This is a genomic window from Peribacillus sp. B65 (genome assembly GCF_058513295.1).
In genome coordinates this window covers 506,474-525,414 of record NZ_CP195840.1, presented here as the reverse complement: position 1 = coordinate 525,414, position 18,941 = coordinate 506,474, and the positions used below count along the sequence as shown (strand labels likewise).

Here is an 18,941-nt window from a genome sequence, read left to right as displayed (position 1 = left end):
TTTTGGAAAGGTAAGGCTTATCCGTTTACAACGGTCCCGCCGTTTACATGGATGACTTGTCCGCTGACATAGGATGAATCATCACTTGCCAAATATACATAGGCTGGTGCCAATTCCTCTGGCTGCCCTGCACGGCCCATTGGAGTATCCTGTCCGAATTTGGCAACATCCTCTTCGCCGAATGAGGCAGGAATCAGCGGTGTCCAGATCGGGCCTGGAGCCACACCGTTCACTCTGATGCCATCTTTTGAAATGGAGTTCGACAGGGCTCTTGTAAATGCAAGTATTGCACCTTTTGTTGAAGAGTAATCGATTAGTTTTGGGTTGCCCTGATAGGCTGTGATAGAGGTTGTATTAATGATGCTGCTTCCTTTTTTAAGGTGCTTCAATGCAGCTTTAGTTAAGTGGAACATCGAGAAAATATTCGTGCGGAACGTTTTTTCCAATTGTTCAGCTGAAATGTCCAGGATACTTGTCTGCACATGCTGTTCTCCGGCGTTGTTGACTAGAATGTCCAAACCGCCAAATTCATCAACCGTTTTTTTGACGACTTCCTGGCAGAAGGCTTCATCACCGATATCACCGGAAACGAGTAAACATTTCTGGCCTTCTTTTTCGATCAATTCTTTTGTCGTTTTTGCATCCTCGTGTTCATCCAAGTAAGCAACTGTCACATTAGCTCCTTCTTTAGCGTAGTAAATGGCAACCGATTTACCGATTCCGCTGTCTCCTCCTGTTATGATTGCCGTTTTACCTTTTAATTTGCCGCTTCCTTTGTAGGCAGCTTTAACTGAATCAGGGTTCGGTTCCATTTTTGTTTCCAGTCCAGGTTGATGCTGCTGATGTTGAGGTGGAAATCCTTGTTTGTTCTGATTTTGGTTTTGAGTAGTCAAGATATAAACGCCTCCCATTTAATTATCTATGCTTTTTCTATTCCTTCTTTTAGGAAAAAGAAAACATGGAAAAAATACCCGATTTGAGTCTTGTTTAATGTTTTAACTGTAGGGAACATGACTAGTCTTTCCATGTTCCATGAAGGCGATTCATTTGAAGAAAAAGGGGGGATGAACTCTTATGGAGGCCGTTGCAACAAATAAAAAAAGACCCACCCAAAGTGGTGAGCCCTTAATACTTAGCGGTAATTTAGGAACTGTACATCAATGGACAGATCAGCGCCCCGGATCGCGGAAATGATTCCTTGTAAATCATCCCGGTTCTTACCGGTAACCCGGATTTGATCATCCTGGATTTGGCTTTTCACTTTAAGACCGCTATTTTTAATGATGGTATTGATTTTTTTTGCTTGCTCCTTATCGATGCCTTGAATTAACTTAGCCCGTTGGCGAACGGTTCCGCCAGAAGCTCCTTCTAATTTGCCATAATCCAGGTTCTTGACGGGTACGTCACGTTTAATGAGCTTACTGATGAGAACATCCTTCAGCTGATCGAGCTTATATTCATCGTCGGATACTAGAACCAGGTCTTCTTTTTCAATTGAGATGCTGCTTATGCTCCCTTTAAAATCATAGCGAGTCTGTATTTCCTTCATAGCCATGGTAACTGCATTCGTTACCTCTGAAAAGTCTACTTTCGAAACAATATCAAATGAATTTTCCTTTGCCATCACTTACCTCCAGCAGGGTTTATTTCCTTTATTATAGAGAAAGTGTGATAGGAAGACAACTATATAAACGATATTAAAAAAGCGAGGGGACTAGCCCCGCGCTTCATTTATGGTCCGTTTTCTTCGAATAGGAGTGCTTACCTGCAGTAAGGTTTTCCTGATAAGCGATATTTTTTTCAGCATTTCTTGCTTGGTTATCTTTGGGCCTTTTATTGTCATCGGTTGTTTTGGACATAGTGAAAACTCCCTTCCATTATCTGATCAATATATATTGTTCACAATTATGGAAGGGAGTATGTATGTTTATGATTTCTCAGGGGTATCGTTTAAGAAGAAGAGGGCAATTGTGCCAGGACCGGCATGTGCACCGATGACGGAGCCAATTGTATGGATCATGAAGTCGGTTGTCCCGAATTCGCTTTGGATGGCTTCCTTCCATTCCAATGCCGTTTCTTCATCATCACCATGACTGATGGCAATCGTTTGGGTTGTTAAATTTTTGCCTCTTTCGTGCATTAATTCGATTACACGTTTAATCAATTTCTTTTTGCCGCGTATCTTTTCGAGCGGAACAAGCTTCCCATCTTCAACATGCAATAACGGTTTAATGTTTAATAAACCGCCAACAAGGGCAGATGTCTTGGAGATGCGGCCGCCACGGGCCAGATATTCTAGGTTATCTACAGTGAATAGATGCTCCATATGCCGCGTTTGGAATTCGATGGCAGCCAGGATTTCTTCTTTAGTGGCACCGTTTGCTGCCAGATCGGCCGCTTTCTTTACAATTAAACCGACGCCCATTGAAGCACATTTCGTATTGACGATTTCAATGTCAAGTTCAGGGTACTCTTCCTTCACCTGATTAAGAATCATCACTGCCGTTTGATATGTTCCTGATAACTCAGAAGAAAAGGCTATATATATCCCTTGTTTTTTCTCCTTGGCAAACTGTGTGAAAAGTTCTATAAAGTATTCTGGGGAAGCTTGCGATGTTTTCGGGGCTTTTCCTTCAAGCATCGCCTGATAGACTTCGTGAGAATTAATAGTAAGTAAATCTTCATAATTTTCCCCGTCAAGATGGACTTGTAAAGGGATTAATGAAACATTGTTTTCCTTATAGAAAGACAACGGCAAATCACATGCACTATCTGCAAGAATTGTGATAGCCATAATACACCTGCTTTCTTTTTACAATTTTTAGAAAAATGAGTGGTCACTCTACTTTTTAGTGTAGCACGTAACGGTGAAAATTCAATCTCTACGTAAATAGAATAAATAATTAAGGGTAAAAAGATAATAGAATAAGGGTGAAATGGAGGTTTTTAGAATGTTTAGTGGTGAAATGAAGAAAATTATCATAGTTGTGGTCGGAGCATTGCTTAATGCCATTGCAATGAACTTTTTTCTAATACCGGCAAACGTATATGCAAGCGGCTTTACGGGAGTTGCCCAGCTTCTATCAAGGATGATTGGTTCTTTTGCTCCTTTTAATGTATCGACAGGTATTCTATTGCTTTTATTGAACATTCCAGTAACGATCATTGCTTGGCGAAAGGTTGGAAAGTCTTTCACTTTTTATAGTTTCCTCAGTGTTGCCTTGATGTCCTTCTTTATGGAAATCATTCCGATTACACGCTGGTCACCTGACATATTATTGAATGCGGTATTTGGCGGAGTCATTGCTGCAGTAGGTGTGGGGATCACATTGAAATACGGTGCATCGACTGGAGGAATGGATATTATCGCCATGCTTCTTTCGCGGAAGAAAGATAAACCTGTAGGTACTTATTTATTTCTGCTGAATGGCGTGATCATTGTTACGGCAGGTGCTGTTTATGGACCGGAAAAAGCTTTGTATACACTTGTTACCCTTTATACATCGACACGTGTCGTGGACGCGATACATACGCGTCATGAAAAGCTTACGGCCATGATCATTACAAAGAAAAGCGAAGAGCTTAAACAGGCAATCCACGCTAAATTAGTTCGCGGAATTACAAGGGTTCCCGCAAAAGGTGCGTTCACTAACGAAACTAAGGAAATGTTATTGATTGTCATTACAAGGTATGAACTGTATGACCTTGAACGGATCATCAAGGAAGTGGATCCACACGCTTTCACAAACATCATAGAAACGTCAGGCATTGTTGGAACTTTCCGCAGGGAATGATATTAACAAAAAATCTAGGCCATTACACTTCTATTACAAAAGGCAGTATTTGGGCGTAATAAGTTTATTGCCTGTACAAAACGGCTAATTCTTATATTGTAGCGCCAATTTAAAATCTTAGAAGGAGTGATGAAAATGGCCAACGACGAAAAAATGAGCAGACAGGAAGCAGGCCGTAAAGGCGGGGAAGCCACATCTAAAAATCACGACAAGGATTTTTACCGGGAAATTGGGCAAAAGGGCGGAGAAGCCACATCGGATAATCATGATAAGGAATTCTATCAAGAAATTGGACAAAAGGGTGGGGAAGCCACTGCTGATTCCCATGGTAAAGACTTTTATAAAGAGATCGGTGAAAAAGGCGGTAAGGCACGAAATAACAATTGAAACAAGCGAAAGCCTCCAGGAATCCTGTCCTGGAGGCTTTCACGTTATTTAGAGTGGTTTTCCAGCTCTTCCTGAAGTTCTCGCAGTTGTTCTTTTTCGGCCTCGTTCGTATTGGCAAAGGCTGATGAAAGAGCGTTTTTAGCGATTTCCTCTGTCTTTTGCTGGTCACCGTCATGCTCAGAGTGGAGAGCTTCTTCAACAAATTCCCTTGCCTTTTGAAATAATTTGTTTCCCATTAGAAGCCACCATAGCTTTGTTCAGACATAATTCTTAACCTGTCTTTTTCTGCTTCTTCAAACGTAGTGTGATAAGGGATTTTTTCGGCATGCTTGGCAACACTTTCTTTGCCTTGCTGTACAAATCGTTTAGATTTACTGCTTTTACCCATTCTTATCTCCTCCGATTCTGAGCGTTTCGACAACGGAATGGATCTGTTGTCCATATTAGTTTGGCTTGAAAGGTCGATATTATGAAGGTAAAAAATGACGTATTAGGCTTTTATATTGAATTTTTCTTCGAGGAAGACGGCTATACCATCTTCTTCATTCGTCAATGTAGTCGTATTTGCTACCGTTTTTACTGGTGAGATCGCATTTCCCATGGCCACCCCGGTTCCCGCGTATTCAAGCATTTCCAAATCATTATCTTCATCACCGAAGGCGATTATCCTATTTTGAGGAATTTCCAGATAGTTGGATACCCGTTTAAGCCCTACGGCTTTACTTAACCCGCTTTTTATTATTTCGATGATATGAAAAGGCTCTGCCCAGCGGCGATGATCGACCAATTCTGCATGAACATCGGATAAATGCTGGCGAATCTGTCCTACGAATTCACTATCTGTGTGAATTAGCATCGAAGTTGGGGAATCCTGAAGGTAATTGCGCAAGTCACCTGTCTTCATGATCGGATTTCCTACATTGAACATGTTCATCAATTTTTCATCATGATAATGGACATAAACTTCATCCCGGACTTCTGCGATGATGTTGTGATATTTAAACTGATCACATGCTTCGACAATCTCTTTCGCAACATTTATATCCAGTGGAGAGTGGTATACCCCCCAGCTTGTATGTAATGGGTGATGGACGAAAGCACCATTGAAATTAACGATTGGTGTATTCAACCCCAATTCCCGGTAATAAAGTTCACTTGAGCGAAAGGGACGCCCGGTGGCGATCATAACTTCGTGTCCATCTTCTTTTAATTTCAGGAGTGTTTTTTTAGTCCTTGAAGAAATTGTTTTGTTATCTGTAAGTAAAGTACCATCAAGATCCAATACGATCAAATGTTTCTCAGCCATGTACACACCTTCTGTTCTTTTTGATTTCATTATATGTGAATATTGTTAAGCCTATTTTAAAGTAAATGTAAATCTTTTTCATTCTTTATGCATTCCTGTATGATATTACTATATCCAGGATTAAGATAATTAAAGCGAAGCTCAGGTTTAAAGGAATGAAATGATGAATGCCAATGCCATTTTGATAATGGTATTGGAAAGACCGGAACAAATTATTCGGAGGGGTTAACTTGATAATAATTGAAAAAGAACTAATTGGAAATATTCCTGTCTTGCACCTAGGTGAAGAAACCACTTTCAAACAGGAATTGCCGCTTATTATTTTTATACATGGTTTTCAAAGTGCAAAAGAGCACAATCTACACTATGCTTATTTATTGGCTGAAAAGGGGTTTCGGGTGCTTCTACCCGATGTGATTCATCATGGGGAAAGGGAAGCCGGTTTAAGTGATTCTCAAATGATGCCCCGTTTTTGGGAAATGGTTTTACAGACAATCCAGGATTTATCTTTGCTGAAGGATGATTTATTATCCCGAAAATTAATTGATCCCGACAGAATTGGCGTAGCGGGTACCTCCATGGGGGGAATAGTGACTAATGGGGCCCTGGCTGCTTATGAATGGATTTCCGCCGGAGTCAGTTTAATGGGTAACCCATCATATGTCGCGTATGCAGAGCTCCAAATGGAGGAGATTAAGAAAAGGAAAGTTAATTTCCCAGCTACTGATGAGGAAGTTGCCAAGGTGATTGAACAGCTCAAGCCATTTGATTTGAGTCTTAATCAGGATAAGCTTTGCAACCGTCCGCTTCTTTTTTGGCATGGTGCCAAAGATCCGGTTGTGCCTTATCAACATGCATACCGTTTTTATGAAGGGGTCAAAGCAGGGTATGATGAGGCAGATGAAAAAATTGATTTTATCCTTGACCCCAAGGCTGGACATAAGGTCAGTAGAGAAGGAGTGCTAAAGACAGCAGACTGGTTCGCGAAACATTTACTGTCAGCTGTGCAAAATGCTTAAGTACTTACACAAAATCTGTTATGATGCTTATACGGACATAATGATGAAACCGATAATCTAAAACGAAGAGATTATCCATAAAAGGAGTGATCGAAGTGGATCAAGATACAAAAGACATTATTTTAGGAGCTTTGGAGCAGGTCATTGACCCTGAGCTTGGTATAGATATCGTTAATTTAGGCTTGGTATATGATGTGGATATGGATGAGGAAGGTCTGACTACGGTGACGATGACATTGACAGCAATGGGCTGTCCGATGGCTGGGACGATCGTAGATCAAGTTAAATTGGTTCTGGAAGATATCCCCGAGGTCAAGGAAACGGATGTGAAGATTGTCTGGAGTCCGCCATGGACGAAAGACAAAATGTCCAGATATGCTAAAATTGCATTAGGTATCAAATGATAACTCTGTAATAGAAATAAAAAGCCAGTCAAAAAAAGTGAATCCATTCAAGGAGCCACTTTTTATGGTCTGGTTTTTTCTAATACTTTCGGCTAGGAGTGGTTAATTGAACAGTCAAATTAAAGATTCATTGGACAGGCCACTAAGGGATTTAAGGATTTCAGTCATAGATCGCTGTAACTTTCGCTGCCAGTATTGCATGCCTGCTGAAATTTTTCACGATAATTTTCAGTTCCTGCCTAAAAGTGAGCTATTATCTTATGAGGAAATTGTAAGGCTTTCTAAAATATTCGCAGGCTTAGGGGTAAAAAAACTAAGGTTGACTGGCGGGGAACCATTACTACGGAGAGATCTTACCACTCTGATTTCAAATCTCGTTAAAATTGAAGGCATTGAAGATATTGGACTGACCACGAATGGGGTCTTCTTGAAAAAACATGCCGTGAATTTGAGGGAAGCTGGTTTGCAAAGGGTGAATATCAGCTTGGACAGCCTCGATGACGACCTTTTCAAGAAGATGAACGGCAGGGATATCGGCATAAAGCCAGTTATTGAAGGCATCGCTGCTGCCAAGGAAGCAGGGCTTGGCGTAAAAGTGAATATGGTTGTGAAAAAAGAAACCAATGAATCTCAAATCCTGCCGATGGCCCGATTTTGTAAAGATGAGGGCATTCAATTACGCTATATAGAATTCATGGATGTCGGACATACAAATGGCTGGCAGTTGAAGAATGTCATTACGAAAAAAGAACTGCTTGCGATGCTCCAAACCGAATTCGATCTTGAACCGGTTGAAGAAGATTATTTTGGAGAGGTGGCAAAACGCTACCGTTATAAAGGCACTAATGCAGAAGTGGGCTTCATAACCTCGGTATCCGAGTCTTTTTGTTCAAGTTGTACACGTGCACGTCTTTCTGCTAATGGAAGTTTATATACATGCCTGTTTAATGGAAAGGGAAATGACTTGAAGTCATTGCTCCGTTCCGACATGACAGATGAAGAATTGACCGGGTTCATCATTTCACTTTGGAACCGTAGGGACGACCGCTATTCGGATGAGCGGGCAGCGGGAACGGTGAAGAAACAGGAAAAAATCGAAATGTCATTCATTGGCGGGTAATCCGTCCGAATGAGTAAAAAAAGGGATGGCAGTTATGCCATCCCTTTTTTTGAATAGTTGTCAGGAACTGATGTCAGTCATTTTATACTTTTTTTATGCATTTTTATATAGGACACAAGGCAATGAAAATAATTCAATGGTCCTAGGGATGGATTTAGCGTGAAATAAACTCCAATCATTTTAAGAACAGTAAGGCATTATGTATTGCTGCTTTTTTATGGGAAGGATTCAATCGATGGTACAGATTTCTATTGGACAGTTTTCACAGTCGATTTCCTGTTTCAAATAGTCAAAGTCAAGAATCGTAATGCGTCCCTTTTTAATGGAGATGACATTGTTTTTCCTTAATTGAGCAAGCATTCGATTGACCACCTCGCGGGATGTGCCGCAAAAATTGGCGAGTTCTTGGTTTGTAAAGGGAAGGTTGATAACTTTACCGTCTTCTGCTTCAGTGCCATAGCTATTTGATAAACGGATGAGGGTGGAGTAAAATGCACCTTTCTTACCGTGCAGGAGCATATCGCGGAATTTAGCCTGGTTTTTACGGTTTTGAGCGGATAACCATGTCATCATCTCGACTGCAAGATGGCTATCGGAGGCGATTTTATCTTCTAATGCTTCTTTGGAGATAACCGCAACAGTTCCATCTTCCATCATTTTTGCATTCATCATATATTTAGGATTTTGAGAAAATAAGACGGTTTCCCCAACCAAATCATTCTCCGAACTAATGCGTATAGTCAATTCCCGACCGTCGGGAACAACCTTGCTCACTTCCACTTTCCCTTTAATAATGTAATACAAATCACTTGCTGGGGTGCTCTCCTGAAAAAGGTAGCGCCCTTTTTCCATATGTTTAACTTGTTGTTTATTATCTAAAATTGCATGCATCCGATTAGATAACGATAATTCATTCATGCATATGACCACCTTTCAGATAGCGTCATTACTCAATTACTACCTTTGATTTAAACGGAAAAAACCCTAGTAGTCAACAAGTTTGGATAATTCTAGGATTTTCGTTGGATAATTTTTCATGTAAAATTTATGTTTTAAATTTTATAAAAATACATTTGATTTTATTTTTATTCAGTCATATAATAATAGAATCAAAGAATGACAGGGACCTGAAATTATAGGAGATGGTTTTATGAACGTATCAATAGTAGGTGCAACGGGTTATGGAGGAATGGAACTAATAAGATTTTTGAATAATCACCCGCAATTTAAAATAAAATCATTGCATACTTCATCCCAATTTGGTCGAAGTTTATATGAAGATAATGCACATTTAATGCATATGAAAGATACATTAGAAAAAATTGATCCGGAAGCGATTGCAAAAAAATCCGATATTGTATTTCTTGCAACTCCTTCCGGTGTTTCCTCGCAATTGATTTCGGAATTTTCTGACCTTGACATTAAAGTGATCGACCTATCAGGAGACCTCAGGCTTCAAACTCCAGGTGAATACGAGCACTGGTATAAAAAGCCGGCCGCGCCTCAGCATATTATTGAAGAGGCCGTATACGGGTTGGCTGAATGGAATGCCGAAGCAATCAAAAAAGCGACGATTATTGCAAATCCTGGGTGCTACCCAACCGCTTCACTATTAGGTCTTGCCCCTTTATTCACTGAAGGATTGGCGGGAGCAGCTGCCGATGTGATCATCGATGCAAAATCCGGGGTTTCAGGGGCGGGTAAATCACCTTCGGCAGTTACCCATTATAGTGAAATGAATGAGAACTTTAAAATATATAAGGTAAATCAACATCAACACATACCTGAAATCGAACAACAGCTTGGGCGATGGTCAACAGGTATACAACCTATTACCTTTAATACACATCTTGTTCCAATGACGAGAGGGATTATGGCAACGATGTATATTAAGGTAAATCGGGAAACCTCAAATGTTGAATTAAAGGATTTATACGAAACCGTATACGAGAACCACCCATTTGTCCGGGTACAGCCCCTTGATCGCTTTCCATCCACGAAACAGGTATATGGATCGAACTTTTGCGATATTGGCGTCGATTATGATGAAAGGACAGGTAAGGTAACGGTGGTTTCGGTAATTGATAATTTAGTGAAGGGTGCTGCAGGGCAGGCCATTCAAAATGCAAATATTTTAATGGGACTAGAAGAAACGGCAGGACTATGGAACAGTCCGATATATCCGTAAACTTTGGAGGGAAACAATGAATACACTACAGCAAGTTGAAGAAATCAAACATATTCAAGAAGGAAACATTTTAATGCCCCAAGGGTTCAAAGCGTCAGGTGTCCATGCAGGATTACGCTATTCTAAAAAGGACGTTGGCATCATTTTTACCGATGTCCCAGCATCAGCCGCTGCCGTTTATACACAAAATATAGTTCAAGCAGCTCCAATCAATGTAACGAAAGACAGCATTGCCGTTACTGGGAAACTACACGGCATTGTAGTGAATAGTGCTTGTGCGAATGCTTGTACAGGTGAACAGGGTTTAAAAGATGCAAAGGAAATGAGGAAGCTTGCTGCTCAAAAGTTCGGTTTGGAGGACCATTCATTTGCAGTGGCTTCAACAGGAGTCATAGGGGAATTCATGGAAATGGAAAAGGTAAGGAAAGGCATAGCGTCATTGCAGCCAGAAAATACACCCGAAGCTGCTGAAGCTTTTGGTACAGCCATTTTAACAACGGATATCGTAACGAAGAGCTGTGGTTATGAAACAATCATTGACGGCAAAACCGTGAAAATGGGCGGTGCTGCAAAGGGCTCGGGAATGATTCATCCAAACATGGCCACAATGCTCGGCTTCATTACGACGGATGCTGTAATTGAACCGGCTGATTTACAGCAGGCACTATCCTCGATTACCAATGATACATTCAATCAAATCACGGTTGATGGCGACTGTTCAACGAACGACATGGTGTTGGTGCTCGCGAATGGAGAAGCGAACAATGAACCTTTGACACCTGACCATCCGGAATGGTCCATCTTCCTGGAATTATTAAAGCAAACTTCGGAAAATCTCGCAAAACAAATTGCGAAAGACGGAGAAGGTGCCACAAAACTAATAGAAGTGAATGTTCATGGCATGAATACGAAGCAAGATTCACAGATGATGGCGAAGACGATCGTTGGGTCAAATCTAGTGAAAACGGCAGCTTTTGGAGCGGATGCAAACTGGGGACGAATCATTGCTGCGATGGGAAGAAGCGGAGTGGTATTCAATCCCGATCAAACAACGATCGTTTTTGGTGACATTGTCGTACTTAAAGATGGTGAGCCAATAATGTTTTCTGAGGAAGATGCCAAAGCATACTTGGAAAATGAAAGTATCATCATTAATGTTTATTTGAAAGATGGTAATGAATCAGGCACGGCATGGGGCTGCGATTTAACCTATGATTATGTGAAAATAAACGGAAGCTATCGTTCGTAAGAGGTGAAAAGTATGGACATATTAGTCATTAAGTGCGGCGGCAGCATCATTAACGAGTTATCGGAGTCGTTTTTCAATAGTGTTAAAGAGTTACAAAACCGCGGCTACCATATCGTCTTTGTGCATGGAGGCGGCCCTGATATAAATTCAATGCTTGAAAAATTTGAAATTGAACCTGTATTTGAAGATGGGTTAAGAAAAACGACCACTGAAGTGTTGGAAATTGTGGAACTTATGCTGGCAGGCAAATCAAACCGAAGCCTCGTTCATAAATTGGAGGCTCATGGCATCAAGGCAGTCGGGTTAAATGGCTCAGACGGCGGAATTCTCACAGGTGATTATATCGATGAAAAGAAACTTGGAGCTGTTGGTGAAATACAACAAGTCAATACGGAATTATTCGGGCTTTTATTCGAAAAAGGTTATTGTCCGGTATTGACGCCCATTTCAACTACCGAAGATGGCACTAAATTAAATGTGAATGCCGATATGGCTGCAGGATCTGTAGCGAAGGCACTATCGGCCGATATGTGTTTATTTGTAACCGATGTTAAAGGGGTCTTGAAGAACGGGCAGATCATCGAGAAATTGAATGAAACGGAAACGAAGAATATGATCATGGATGGAAGTATCCATGGGGGAATGATCCCGAAGGTCAATACAGCGTTGTCGGTGCTGAATAAAGGGATTGAAGAAGTGATGATCGTTAGTGGGAAAGATCATTTTTATCAAGGCGGTCAATTCATCGGTACGAAATTTCTTCAGGAGGAAGGGGTATTACAATGAGTTCTTTATTTCCAACATATGCAAGGTGGAACATTGAGCCAAGAAAAGCGTCAGGATTGAAGATTACGAGTGTAACAGGTAAAGAGTATTTGGATTTCACATCCGGAATCGGGGTAGTGAATCTTGGACATTGTCATGAGAAGGTAAAAACGGCCGTCACGGAACAGCTTGATAAATATTGGCATGTATCGAATATGTTTCAAAGTTCCATACAGGAACGGACAGCAAAAATGCTGGCTGATGCCTCTGGTTTAAGTCAGGTATTCTTTGCCAACAGCGGTGCCGAGGCGAATGAGGCAGCTATCAAACTAGCACGTAAAGCTACCGGGAAAAGCAAAATTGTCACATGTCAGCAGTCTTTCCATGGCCGTACGTTTGCAACGATGGCTGCAACGGGGCAGGAAAAAATCAAGACTGGTTTCGGACCGATGCTAGCTTCGTTCGAATATGTTCCATTTAATGATAATGAAGCGATGACAGCAGCCATTGATGAAAATACGGCAGCTGTAATGATTGAAATCGTTCAGGGAGAAGGCGGCATACATGTTGTACAGCAATCATATCTGGACGCTATTCAAACTAAATGCCAAGAACACGGAGTTCTCATCATCATAGATGAAATTCAGACGGGGATAGGGCGTACAGGGAAGCCATTCGCATTCCAGCATTTCAATATCCAACCGGACATCATCACTTCTGCAAAAGGACTGGGAAATGGCCTGCCAATCGGGGCGATGATTGGGAAGGAAGCGCTGTCTGAGTTTTTTAACCCTGGAAGTCATGGATCCACTTTTGGAGGTAATCCCGTCAGTGTCTCAGCAGCTGAAGCTGTGTTAAAGGAAATTTTCCATTCAGGGTTTTTAAAAGAAACCGTTTCAAAGGCTGAATACCTTAAAAGCCAATTGGCAAAAGCATTGAAGGGCATGGAAGAAGTGAAAGAGATTCGCGGTCTGGGAATGATGGTTGGAATTGAGTGTAAACAAGATGTTCAGGTGTTTTTAATGGAACTGCAAGAAGAGGGCTTACTTGTATTGAGTGCAGGTCCTAAAGTACTTCGTTTACTCCCATCCCTGATAGTTACCGAATCGGAGATCGATAGGGCGATAAATAAAATTAAAAAAGTATTGGCAATAAAACAAACTGTCTAAATTTATTGAATTTTTATAGAACAAAATGAATAATTATGCTATTGTATATATAAATATACATCATCTAAAGAGGTGAAGATCATGAAAAGCTATCTATATTTAGAGAATGGTTCCGTCTTTGAAGGGGAACTGCTGACTAAATCTACTGAAAAAACAATCACTGGAGAGATTGTCTTTTTCACAGGAATGACCGGATATCAAGAAGTGTTGACAGATCCTTCATATAAGGACCAGATTGTCATCTTCACATACCCGCTAATCGGAAATTACGGAATCAATGAACATGATTTTGAAAGTAAGAAGCCGCATGTTGCCGGTGTGATTGTATATGAAGGGAATATGAGCCATTCCCATTATCAGGCTGAATATTCACTTGGTGAATATTTAGACAAGTGGAACATCCCTCTTTTAAGCCATGTTGACACAAGAGCGGTCGTTAAGAATATAAGACAGGAAGGTTCCATGCAGGCAGTCATCACAGCAGAAGAAAAATATACTGTCGCACCCGGCCTGATTGGTTTATCAGCCCATGTAGCTGAGGTATCCACAAAGGTTATCGAGAGCTTTGGGGAAGGCGACAAGCACGTTGTGATGATGGATTTCGGTTATAAAAAATCCATATTGGATTCATTGGTCGAGCAAGGCTGCCGAGTCTCTGTCGTACCATTCGATACGGAATTCGAGCAAATCAAGGACTTGAAGCCAGATGGCATTTTGCTTTCAAATGGGCCTGGGGATCCAAAACAGCTTGAATACCTCTTAGGAAACATTAAAAAGATCATTACGAATTTTCCAACGATGGGCATCTGCCTCGGTCATCAATTAACGGCCCTTGCCTTAGGCGGAAATACAAAAAAAATGCTGTTTGGACATCGCGGTGCGAATCAGCCCGTGGTCGATTTGAAAACGAAAAAGGTGTATATGAGTTCGCAGAATCATAGTTATGAGGTTGATGAACCGAGCCTGCAAGGAACATCACTGCAGGTGAGGTTCAGAAACGTGAATGATAACACGGTTGAGGGGCTCATGCATGAAGACTTGCCAATCTTCACTACCCAGTACCACCCAGAGGCTAATCCAGGACCTATCGAGAGTTCATTACTATTCAACGACTTTTTACAAATGATAAATGATTATAGCGGGAGAGAAAAAGCTTATGCCTAAGGACGACACGATACAGACCATTTTAGTGATTGGTTCGGGGCCGATTGTCATCGGGCAGGCCGCCGAATTCGATTATGCAGGTACACAAGCCTGCCTTGCTTTAAAGGAAGAAGGATATAAAGTCATACTGGTCAACAACAATCCAGCAACGATCATGACTGATGATATGAATGCGGATGCTGTCTATTTCGAACCTTTAACAGTTGATGTACTGGAAAAGATCATTTCCAAAGAAAAGCCGGATGGCCTGCTCGCTACATTAGGCGGTCAAACAGGATTGAATCTTGCTTATCAATTGGATGATGCTGGAGTACTTGAAAAATATAATGTCAAATTATTGGGAACCCCGATCGATTCCATCAAAAAAGGGGAGGATCGTGAACTGTTCCGTGAGTTGATGTTTGAAATAGGTGAACCCGTTCCCGACAGTACGATTGTCCATACACTTGAAGAAGCGCTGGCTTTTGCCGACAAAATCGGTTTCCCCATCATCGTTCGTCCCGCTTATACACTCGGCGGAACTGGCGGTGGTATTGCCGATTCACTGGACATCTTTAAGGAACTTGTACGGGGCGGACTTCAAGAAAGCCCGATTACACAATGCTTGATTGAAAGAAGCATAGCTGGTTATAAGGAAGTCGAATATGAGGTTATGCGAGACGGAAACAATACGTGCATTACCATCTGTAATATGGAAAATATCGATCCGGTAGGGATCCATACAGGTGATTCGATCGTCGTGGCACCATCACAGACTTTATCGGACGATGAGTTTCAGATGCTGCGTGCCGCATCCATTAAAATCATTTCTGCTTTAGGTATCATAGGCGGCTGTAACATTCAATTTGCCCTTGATCCGAATAGCAAGCAATATTATTTAATAGAAGTAAACCCGCGCGTCAGCCGTTCATCGGCACTGGCTTCCAAAGCAACAGGCTATCCGATAGCACGCATTGCCGCAAAGCTCGCTGTCGGCTACGATTTATCGGAACTCATCAATCCAGTAACGAAAAGCACATACTCAAGCTTCGAACCTGCTCTTGACTACGTAGCGGTGAAGTTTCCGAGGTGGCCATTCGATAAATTCACGACCGCCAACCGCAAATTGGGAACACAGATGAAGGCGACTGGTGAAGTGATGGCTTTACACCGCAGCTTTGAAGGGGGAGTTCAAAAGGCCGTCGATTCTTTGGAATTGAAAACGATTGGGCTGCAGCTATCATCGCTGAAAAATAAATCGGTTCCTGAACTTTGGGAAAAGCTTGCCGAAAAATCCGATGAACGAATATTTGTCATTTTTGAAATGCTTAGAAAAGGCGTGACGATTGAAGAAATCCATGAAGCGACAGCCATAGATTATTTCTTCCTTAAATCCTTTGCGTCATTGATCCATTATGAATTTGAGATTGAATCTAAGGCAATCGATCAGGTAACAAAGGAAGAACTGCAGACATACAAGGAAAAGGGCTTTTCCGACCGCTATCTTGCTTCCGTATGGAAAGTAAGTGAGATGGAAGTGAGAGCACACCGCAAATCACTGGGCCTTACGGCTGTCTACAAAACGGTTGATACATGTGCAGCCGAGTTCGAATCACATACGAACTATCACTATTCAACATATTTTGGTGAGAACGAACAGAAAAAAACTGATAAAAAGAAAGTCTTGATGATTGGCAGCGGTCCGATCCGCATCGGGCAGGGAATAGAATTTGATTACTGTTCGGTTCACGGTGTTTATGCACTCCAGGATGAAAATGTTGAAACGATCATGATCAATAATAATCCGGAAACGGTAAGCACGGATTTTGCGACGGCAGATCGCCTTTATTTCGAACCGTTGACTCTTGAATATGTTCTTAATGTAATAGAAGCGGAAGAAATTAAAGATGTTATCGTCCAATTTGGTGGGCAGACTGCGATAAACCTGGCAAAAGGTCTGGAAGAATACGGTGTCAATTTGTTGGGGACTTCCTTCGATACACTTGATCAATTAGAAGATCGTGATCGTTTTTATCAGCTTCTTCAAAAACTGGATATCCCGCATGTACCGGGTTCTATGGCTAATGGTGATGAACAATTAATTGCAAGTGCAGAGGCAATCGGCTTTCCGGTGCTTTTACGCCCATCCTATGTAATTGGCGGCCAGGGAATGGAAATCATCCGCTCCAAGGAAAGCTTGTTGAATAGAATGGCAAATGGAACGGCACTTGTCTATCCAGTGTTGATCGATTCCTATATTCCAGGAAAGGAAGCCGAAATCGATTTGATTGCGGATGGAAATGATGTATACATTCCCATCATTGCCGAACATATAGAGAAAGCAGGCGTCCATTCAGGGGATAGCATGGCATTATTGCCAGCTCAATCCTTAACGGATGATATCAAAGATAAAATGACCCTTTATGCTAAAAAACTAGTTAGTGAACTTGGTTATAAAGGACTTATGAACATCCAATTCGTGATTGAGGGAAATAGTGTTTATGTATTGGAAGTGAATCCTCGTGCAAGTCGGACAATTCCAATCATCAGTAAAGTGACCGATGTTTCCTTGGTGCAAATAGCGACAAAAATATTGCTTGGGAAATATTCATTGTCGAACGCGTTCGAAAAAACGGGCTTAATGGATGAAATTCCATATGCAGTCGTCAAATATCCCGTATTCTCTACATTTGCACTAAGCGGACTTGATTCGAAAGTAGGTCCGGAAATGAAATCAACGGGTGAAGGGATCGCCATCGGGAAAACGGTAAATGAAGCTTTGACAAAAGTATTCCATGCTCAAAAAGCTAAACATACTACTGGTGTTTATCAATCAGAATCTGTCCAATTAAGTGAAGATTTGTTAGACCAAATCAAAGAAGCAGGTTTGATATTGGGGAATTCGGATTTTGATAAATGGTTAAATGAAGGAAATGCGGCGGTAGTTTTGGCATATGGAACGACAGAGGAAGATAAGAAGCTAAGGTTACTTGCAGCGAAATACCGACTGCTTGCATTTACGGAAGAAGAGACGTTCAAGGCCTATCTACAATCGGTAGAAAATGCTGATCCAGGGGTGAACTCACTTCAGGAATGGCTTGTACCATATTCGAAAGGAGTGTCACACGTATGAGTTCAATGACGGCACCGACACAAGCGAAGATTTTAAATGGAAAAGATTTTTTGACCATGAAGGAGTCTACACCAACGGCAATTGCAGATTTGTTAAAACTGGCGCAGACCATTAAAGGCAAATTGCAAGCTGGTGAAGAATATACGCCTTTAAAAGGCAAAACGCTGGGGATGATCTTTGAAAAATCGTCTACCCGTACCCGTGTTTCTTTTGAAGTGGGCATGATGCAGCTTGGCGGACATGCTTTGTTCCTGAGTGGCAATGACTTGCAAATTGGACGTGGTGAAACTATTTCCGATACTGCAAAAGTCCTTTCTGAATATATTGATGGCATCATGATTCGTACCTTTGAGCATGAGAAAATCCTGGAATTGTCAGAAAATGCTTCTATCCCAGTCATCAATGGGTTAACAGATCTTGCCCATCCTTGTCAGGTGCTTGCTGACTTCTTGACGATCATCGAGATAAAAGGGCAGCTAAAAGGCTTGAAGATGAGTTATATCGGTGATGGCAATAATGTCGCCAATTCATTAATGGTAGGCTGTGCAAAAATGGGAATGGATTTTTCCATTGGATGTCCTGACGCCTACAAACCTGATGAAAAGGTCGTCGCATATGCTAAAAAAGTGGCAGAAGAGACTGGCAGTGAAATTTTGGTGACAACCTCAGCTTCGGAAGCAATAAAAGATGCAGATATCGTCTATTCCGATGTTTGGACCTCCATGGGGCAGGAAATAGAGAATGGTATTCGCTTGGAAGCTTTTAAAGATTATCAAATAAATGGTGAGCTAGTTAAACTTGCTAAAGAAGATTACTTATTCATGCATTGCCTGCCTGCACATCGGGAGGAAGAGGTTACGGCTGAAGTCATCGATGGACCTAATTCCGTCGTTTTTCACCAAGCCGGAAATCGTCTCCATGCCCAAAAGGCGGTCCTAGTGGACTTAATGTCTTAACCAAAAAAAGGCGTCTGCTCTCTGAGCGGACGCTTTTTTGATTCAAGCCGCTTTCCTAATTTTTCTGACATGAAAGGAAGGAACCTGGTAATAATAACAGGGAAAGCATGTAAAGGGGTGAGATCTATGGGGCAAAATCGTCAATTTAAGCCAGGTCAGAAGGCACCGAATAATGGGACCTACGTAGAAATCGGTGAAACGGGCAGTACGGTAGTGAATCCGAAAATGGTAAAGCTTGATGCAGGGGATTCTTTTCCTGAAACATCCAATCATAACCGGATATGGACATATAAGCGGAAGCCATGAAA

The 18,941-nt window shown here is 41.5% G+C and carries 20 protein-coding genes and 1 pseudogene; 13 read left to right on the top strand and 8 right to left on the bottom strand.

The features are described 5' to 3' along the window. Positions 1–17 precede the first annotated feature (17 nt). From ACSR9O_RS02640 to ACSR9O_RS02625, 4 genes are all read right to left on the bottom strand, one after another. A complete protein-coding gene (locus ACSR9O_RS02640) occupies positions 18–893 on the bottom strand; it encodes an SDR family oxidoreductase (protein ID WP_491723861.1) in 876 nt (291 codons plus the stop codon). Positions 894–1,132: 239 nt separating this feature from the next. Beyond that, positions 1,133–1,624, bottom strand: coding sequence for a YajQ family cyclic di-GMP-binding protein (locus ACSR9O_RS02635; RefSeq protein ID WP_101224139.1), 492 nt, complete (start codon positions 1,622–1,624; stop codon positions 1,133–1,135). A gap of 103 nt (positions 1,625–1,727) precedes the next feature. Then, positions 1,728–1,859 carry a DUF3941 domain-containing protein gene (locus tag ACSR9O_RS02630; protein WP_082196697.1) on the bottom strand — a complete coding sequence of 44 codons (132 nt, stop codon included), beginning with the start codon at positions 1,857–1,859 and terminating at the stop codon, positions 1,728–1,730. Positions 1,860–1,927: 68 nt separating this feature from the next. Beyond that, positions 1,928–2,794 carry a DegV family protein gene (locus tag ACSR9O_RS02625; RefSeq protein WP_230177367.1) on the bottom strand — a complete coding sequence of 289 codons (867 nt, stop codon included), beginning with the start codon at positions 2,792–2,794 and terminating at the stop codon, positions 1,928–1,930. Positions 2,795–2,951: 157 nt separating this feature from the next. On the opposite strand from ACSR9O_RS02625, the gene ACSR9O_RS02620 reads away from it, so the two are divergent. Both ACSR9O_RS02620 and ACSR9O_RS02615 read left to right on the top strand, forming a co-directional pair. Beyond that, the gene (locus tag ACSR9O_RS02620) at positions 2,952–3,794 is read left to right on the top strand and encodes a YitT family protein (protein ID WP_230177369.1); all 843 of its coding nucleotides are present in this window, start codon (positions 2,952–2,954) and stop codon (positions 3,792–3,794) included. Positions 3,795–3,929: 135 nt separating this feature from the next. Continuing rightward, positions 3,930–4,178 (top strand): annotated as a pseudogene (locus tag ACSR9O_RS02615) (KGG domain-containing protein); the annotation flags it as partial. 47 nt (positions 4,179–4,225) lie between these two features. Here ACSR9O_RS02615 and ACSR9O_RS02610 read toward each other — a convergent pair. From ACSR9O_RS02610 to ACSR9O_RS02600, 3 genes are all read right to left on the bottom strand, one after another. Beyond that, complete coding sequence (locus ACSR9O_RS02610; protein WP_101224136.1) at positions 4,226–4,417, bottom strand: DUF3813 domain-containing protein; 192 nt, start codon at positions 4,415–4,417, stop codon at positions 4,226–4,228. After that, positions 4,417–4,569 carry a hypothetical protein gene (locus tag ACSR9O_RS02605; RefSeq protein ID WP_202190617.1) on the bottom strand — a complete coding sequence of 51 codons (153 nt, stop codon included), beginning with the start codon at positions 4,567–4,569 and terminating at the stop codon, positions 4,417–4,419. Before ACSR9O_RS02605 ends, ACSR9O_RS02610 begins: the two co-directional genes overlap by 1 nt. Before the next feature lie 102 nt (positions 4,570–4,671). After that, on the bottom strand, positions 4,672–5,487 hold the full coding sequence (locus ACSR9O_RS02600) for a Cof-type HAD-IIB family hydrolase (protein ID WP_101224135.1): 816 nt from the start codon (positions 5,485–5,487) through the stop codon (positions 4,672–4,674). A gap of 230 nt (positions 5,488–5,717) precedes the next feature. Between ACSR9O_RS02600 and ACSR9O_RS02595 the strand changes: the two genes are divergently transcribed. From ACSR9O_RS02595 to moaA, 3 genes are all read left to right on the top strand, one after another. Next, entirely contained in the window at positions 5,718–6,506 is a 789-nt protein-coding gene (locus ACSR9O_RS02595) for an alpha/beta fold hydrolase (RefSeq protein ID WP_491723860.1), read from the top strand. Between the two features lie 95 nt (positions 6,507–6,601). Further along, entirely contained in the window at positions 6,602–6,910 is a 309-nt protein-coding gene (locus ACSR9O_RS02590) for a metal-sulfur cluster assembly factor (protein ID WP_034314562.1), read from the top strand. Between the two features lie 106 nt (positions 6,911–7,016). After that, the gene (moaA, locus tag ACSR9O_RS02585) at positions 7,017–8,030 is read left to right on the top strand and encodes a GTP 3',8-cyclase MoaA (RefSeq protein WP_427573836.1); all 1,014 of its coding nucleotides are present in this window, start codon (positions 7,017–7,019) and stop codon (positions 8,028–8,030) included. Between the two features lie 228 nt (positions 8,031–8,258). Here moaA and ACSR9O_RS02580 read toward each other — a convergent pair whose 3' ends face one another. Beyond that, entirely contained in the window at positions 8,259–8,948 is a 690-nt protein-coding gene (locus ACSR9O_RS02580) for a Crp/Fnr family transcriptional regulator (protein ID WP_101224132.1), read from the bottom strand. 232 nt (positions 8,949–9,180) lie between these two features. On the opposite strand from ACSR9O_RS02580, the gene argC reads away from it, so the two are divergent. The 8 genes from argC to ACSR9O_RS02540 all read left to right on the top strand — a co-directional run bounded on the left by argC (position 9,181) and on the right by ACSR9O_RS02540 (position 18,939). Next, positions 9,181–10,218, top strand: coding sequence for an N-acetyl-gamma-glutamyl-phosphate reductase (gene argC / locus ACSR9O_RS02575; RefSeq protein ID WP_230177377.1), 1,038 nt, complete (start codon positions 9,181–9,183; stop codon positions 10,216–10,218). A 16-nt stretch (positions 10,219–10,234) separates the two neighbouring features. Then, complete coding sequence (gene argJ, locus ACSR9O_RS02570) at positions 10,235–11,467, top strand: bifunctional ornithine acetyltransferase/N-acetylglutamate synthase (protein WP_101224130.1); 1,233 nt, start codon at positions 10,235–10,237, stop codon at positions 11,465–11,467. A gap of 12 nt (positions 11,468–11,479) precedes the next feature. Continuing rightward, entirely contained in the window at positions 11,480–12,253 is a 774-nt protein-coding gene (gene argB / locus ACSR9O_RS02565) for an acetylglutamate kinase (RefSeq protein WP_101224129.1), read from the top strand. Next, positions 12,250–13,401, top strand: a complete 1,152-nt coding sequence (gene argD, locus ACSR9O_RS02560; RefSeq protein ID WP_491723859.1) for an acetylornithine transaminase — start codon at positions 12,250–12,252, stop codon at positions 13,399–13,401. The genes argB and argD overlap by 4 nt, the downstream gene beginning before the upstream one ends. A gap of 81 nt (positions 13,402–13,482) precedes the next feature. Further along, the gene (locus tag ACSR9O_RS02555) at positions 13,483–14,565 is read left to right on the top strand and encodes a carbamoyl phosphate synthase small subunit (RefSeq protein WP_101224127.1); all 1,083 of its coding nucleotides are present in this window, start codon (positions 13,483–13,485) and stop codon (positions 14,563–14,565) included. Further along, positions 14,558–17,677 carry a carbamoyl-phosphate synthase (glutamine-hydrolyzing) large subunit gene (gene carB, locus ACSR9O_RS02550; RefSeq protein ID WP_491723858.1) on the top strand — a complete coding sequence of 1,040 codons (3,120 nt, stop codon included), beginning with the start codon at positions 14,558–14,560 and terminating at the stop codon, positions 17,675–17,677. The genes ACSR9O_RS02555 and carB overlap by 8 nt, the downstream gene beginning before the upstream one ends. Continuing rightward, on the top strand, positions 17,674–18,633 hold the full coding sequence (argF, locus tag ACSR9O_RS02545; protein ID WP_048686903.1) for an ornithine carbamoyltransferase: 960 nt from the start codon (positions 17,674–17,676) through the stop codon (positions 18,631–18,633). The genes carB and argF overlap by 4 nt, the downstream gene beginning before the upstream one ends. A gap of 126 nt (positions 18,634–18,759) precedes the next feature. Continuing rightward, entirely contained in the window at positions 18,760–18,939 is a 180-nt protein-coding gene (locus ACSR9O_RS02540; protein ID WP_034314546.1) for a YjzC family protein, read from the top strand. Positions 18,940–18,941: the final 2 nt, after the last annotated feature.

Bases quoted from the DNA above. Each gene is read 5' to 3' on its own strand.
- ACSR9O_RS02635 (WP_101224139.1), bottom strand. From the start codon at position 1,624: ATGGCAAAGGAAAATTCATTTGATATTGTTTCGAAAGTAGACTTTTCA.
- ACSR9O_RS02605 (WP_202190617.1), bottom strand. From the start codon at position 4,569: ATGGGTAAAAGCAGTAAATCTAAACGATTTGTACAGCAAGGCAAAGAA.
- ACSR9O_RS02630 (WP_082196697.1), bottom strand. From the start codon at position 1,859: ATGTCCAAAACAACCGATGACAATAAAAGGCCCAAAGATAACCAAGCA.
- argB (WP_101224129.1), top strand. From the start codon at position 11,480: ATGGACATATTAGTCATTAAGTGCGGCGGCAGCATCATTAACGAGTTA.
- argJ (WP_101224130.1), top strand. From the start codon at position 10,235: ATGAATACACTACAGCAAGTTGAAGAAATCAAACATATTCAAGAAGGA.
- argD (WP_491723859.1), top strand. From the start codon at position 12,250: ATGAGTTCTTTATTTCCAACATATGCAAGGTGGAACATTGAGCCAAGA.
- ACSR9O_RS02580 (WP_101224132.1), bottom strand. From the start codon at position 8,948: ATGAATGAATTATCGTTATCTAATCGGATGCATGCAATTTTAGATAAT.
- argF (WP_048686903.1), top strand. From the start codon at position 17,674: ATGAGTTCAATGACGGCACCGACACAAGCGAAGATTTTAAATGGAAAA.
- argC (WP_230177377.1), top strand. From the start codon at position 9,181: ATGAACGTATCAATAGTAGGTGCAACGGGTTATGGAGGAATGGAACTA.
- ACSR9O_RS02620 (WP_230177369.1), top strand. From the start codon at position 2,952: ATGTTTAGTGGTGAAATGAAGAAAATTATCATAGTTGTGGTCGGAGCA.
- ACSR9O_RS02600 (WP_101224135.1), bottom strand. From the start codon at position 5,487: ATGGCTGAGAAACATTTGATCGTATTGGATCTTGATGGTACTTTACTT.
- carB (WP_491723858.1), top strand. From the start codon at position 14,558: ATGCCTAAGGACGACACGATACAGACCATTTTAGTGATTGGTTCGGGG.
- ACSR9O_RS02625 (WP_230177367.1), bottom strand. From the start codon at position 2,794: ATGGCTATCACAATTCTTGCAGATAGTGCATGTGATTTGCCGTTGTCT.
- ACSR9O_RS02555 (WP_101224127.1), top strand. From the start codon at position 13,483: ATGAAAAGCTATCTATATTTAGAGAATGGTTCCGTCTTTGAAGGGGAA.
- ACSR9O_RS02540 (WP_034314546.1), top strand. From the start codon at position 18,760: ATGGGGCAAAATCGTCAATTTAAGCCAGGTCAGAAGGCACCGAATAAT.
- ACSR9O_RS02610 (WP_101224136.1), bottom strand. From the start codon at position 4,417: ATGGGAAACAAATTATTTCAAAAGGCAAGGGAATTTGTTGAAGAAGCT.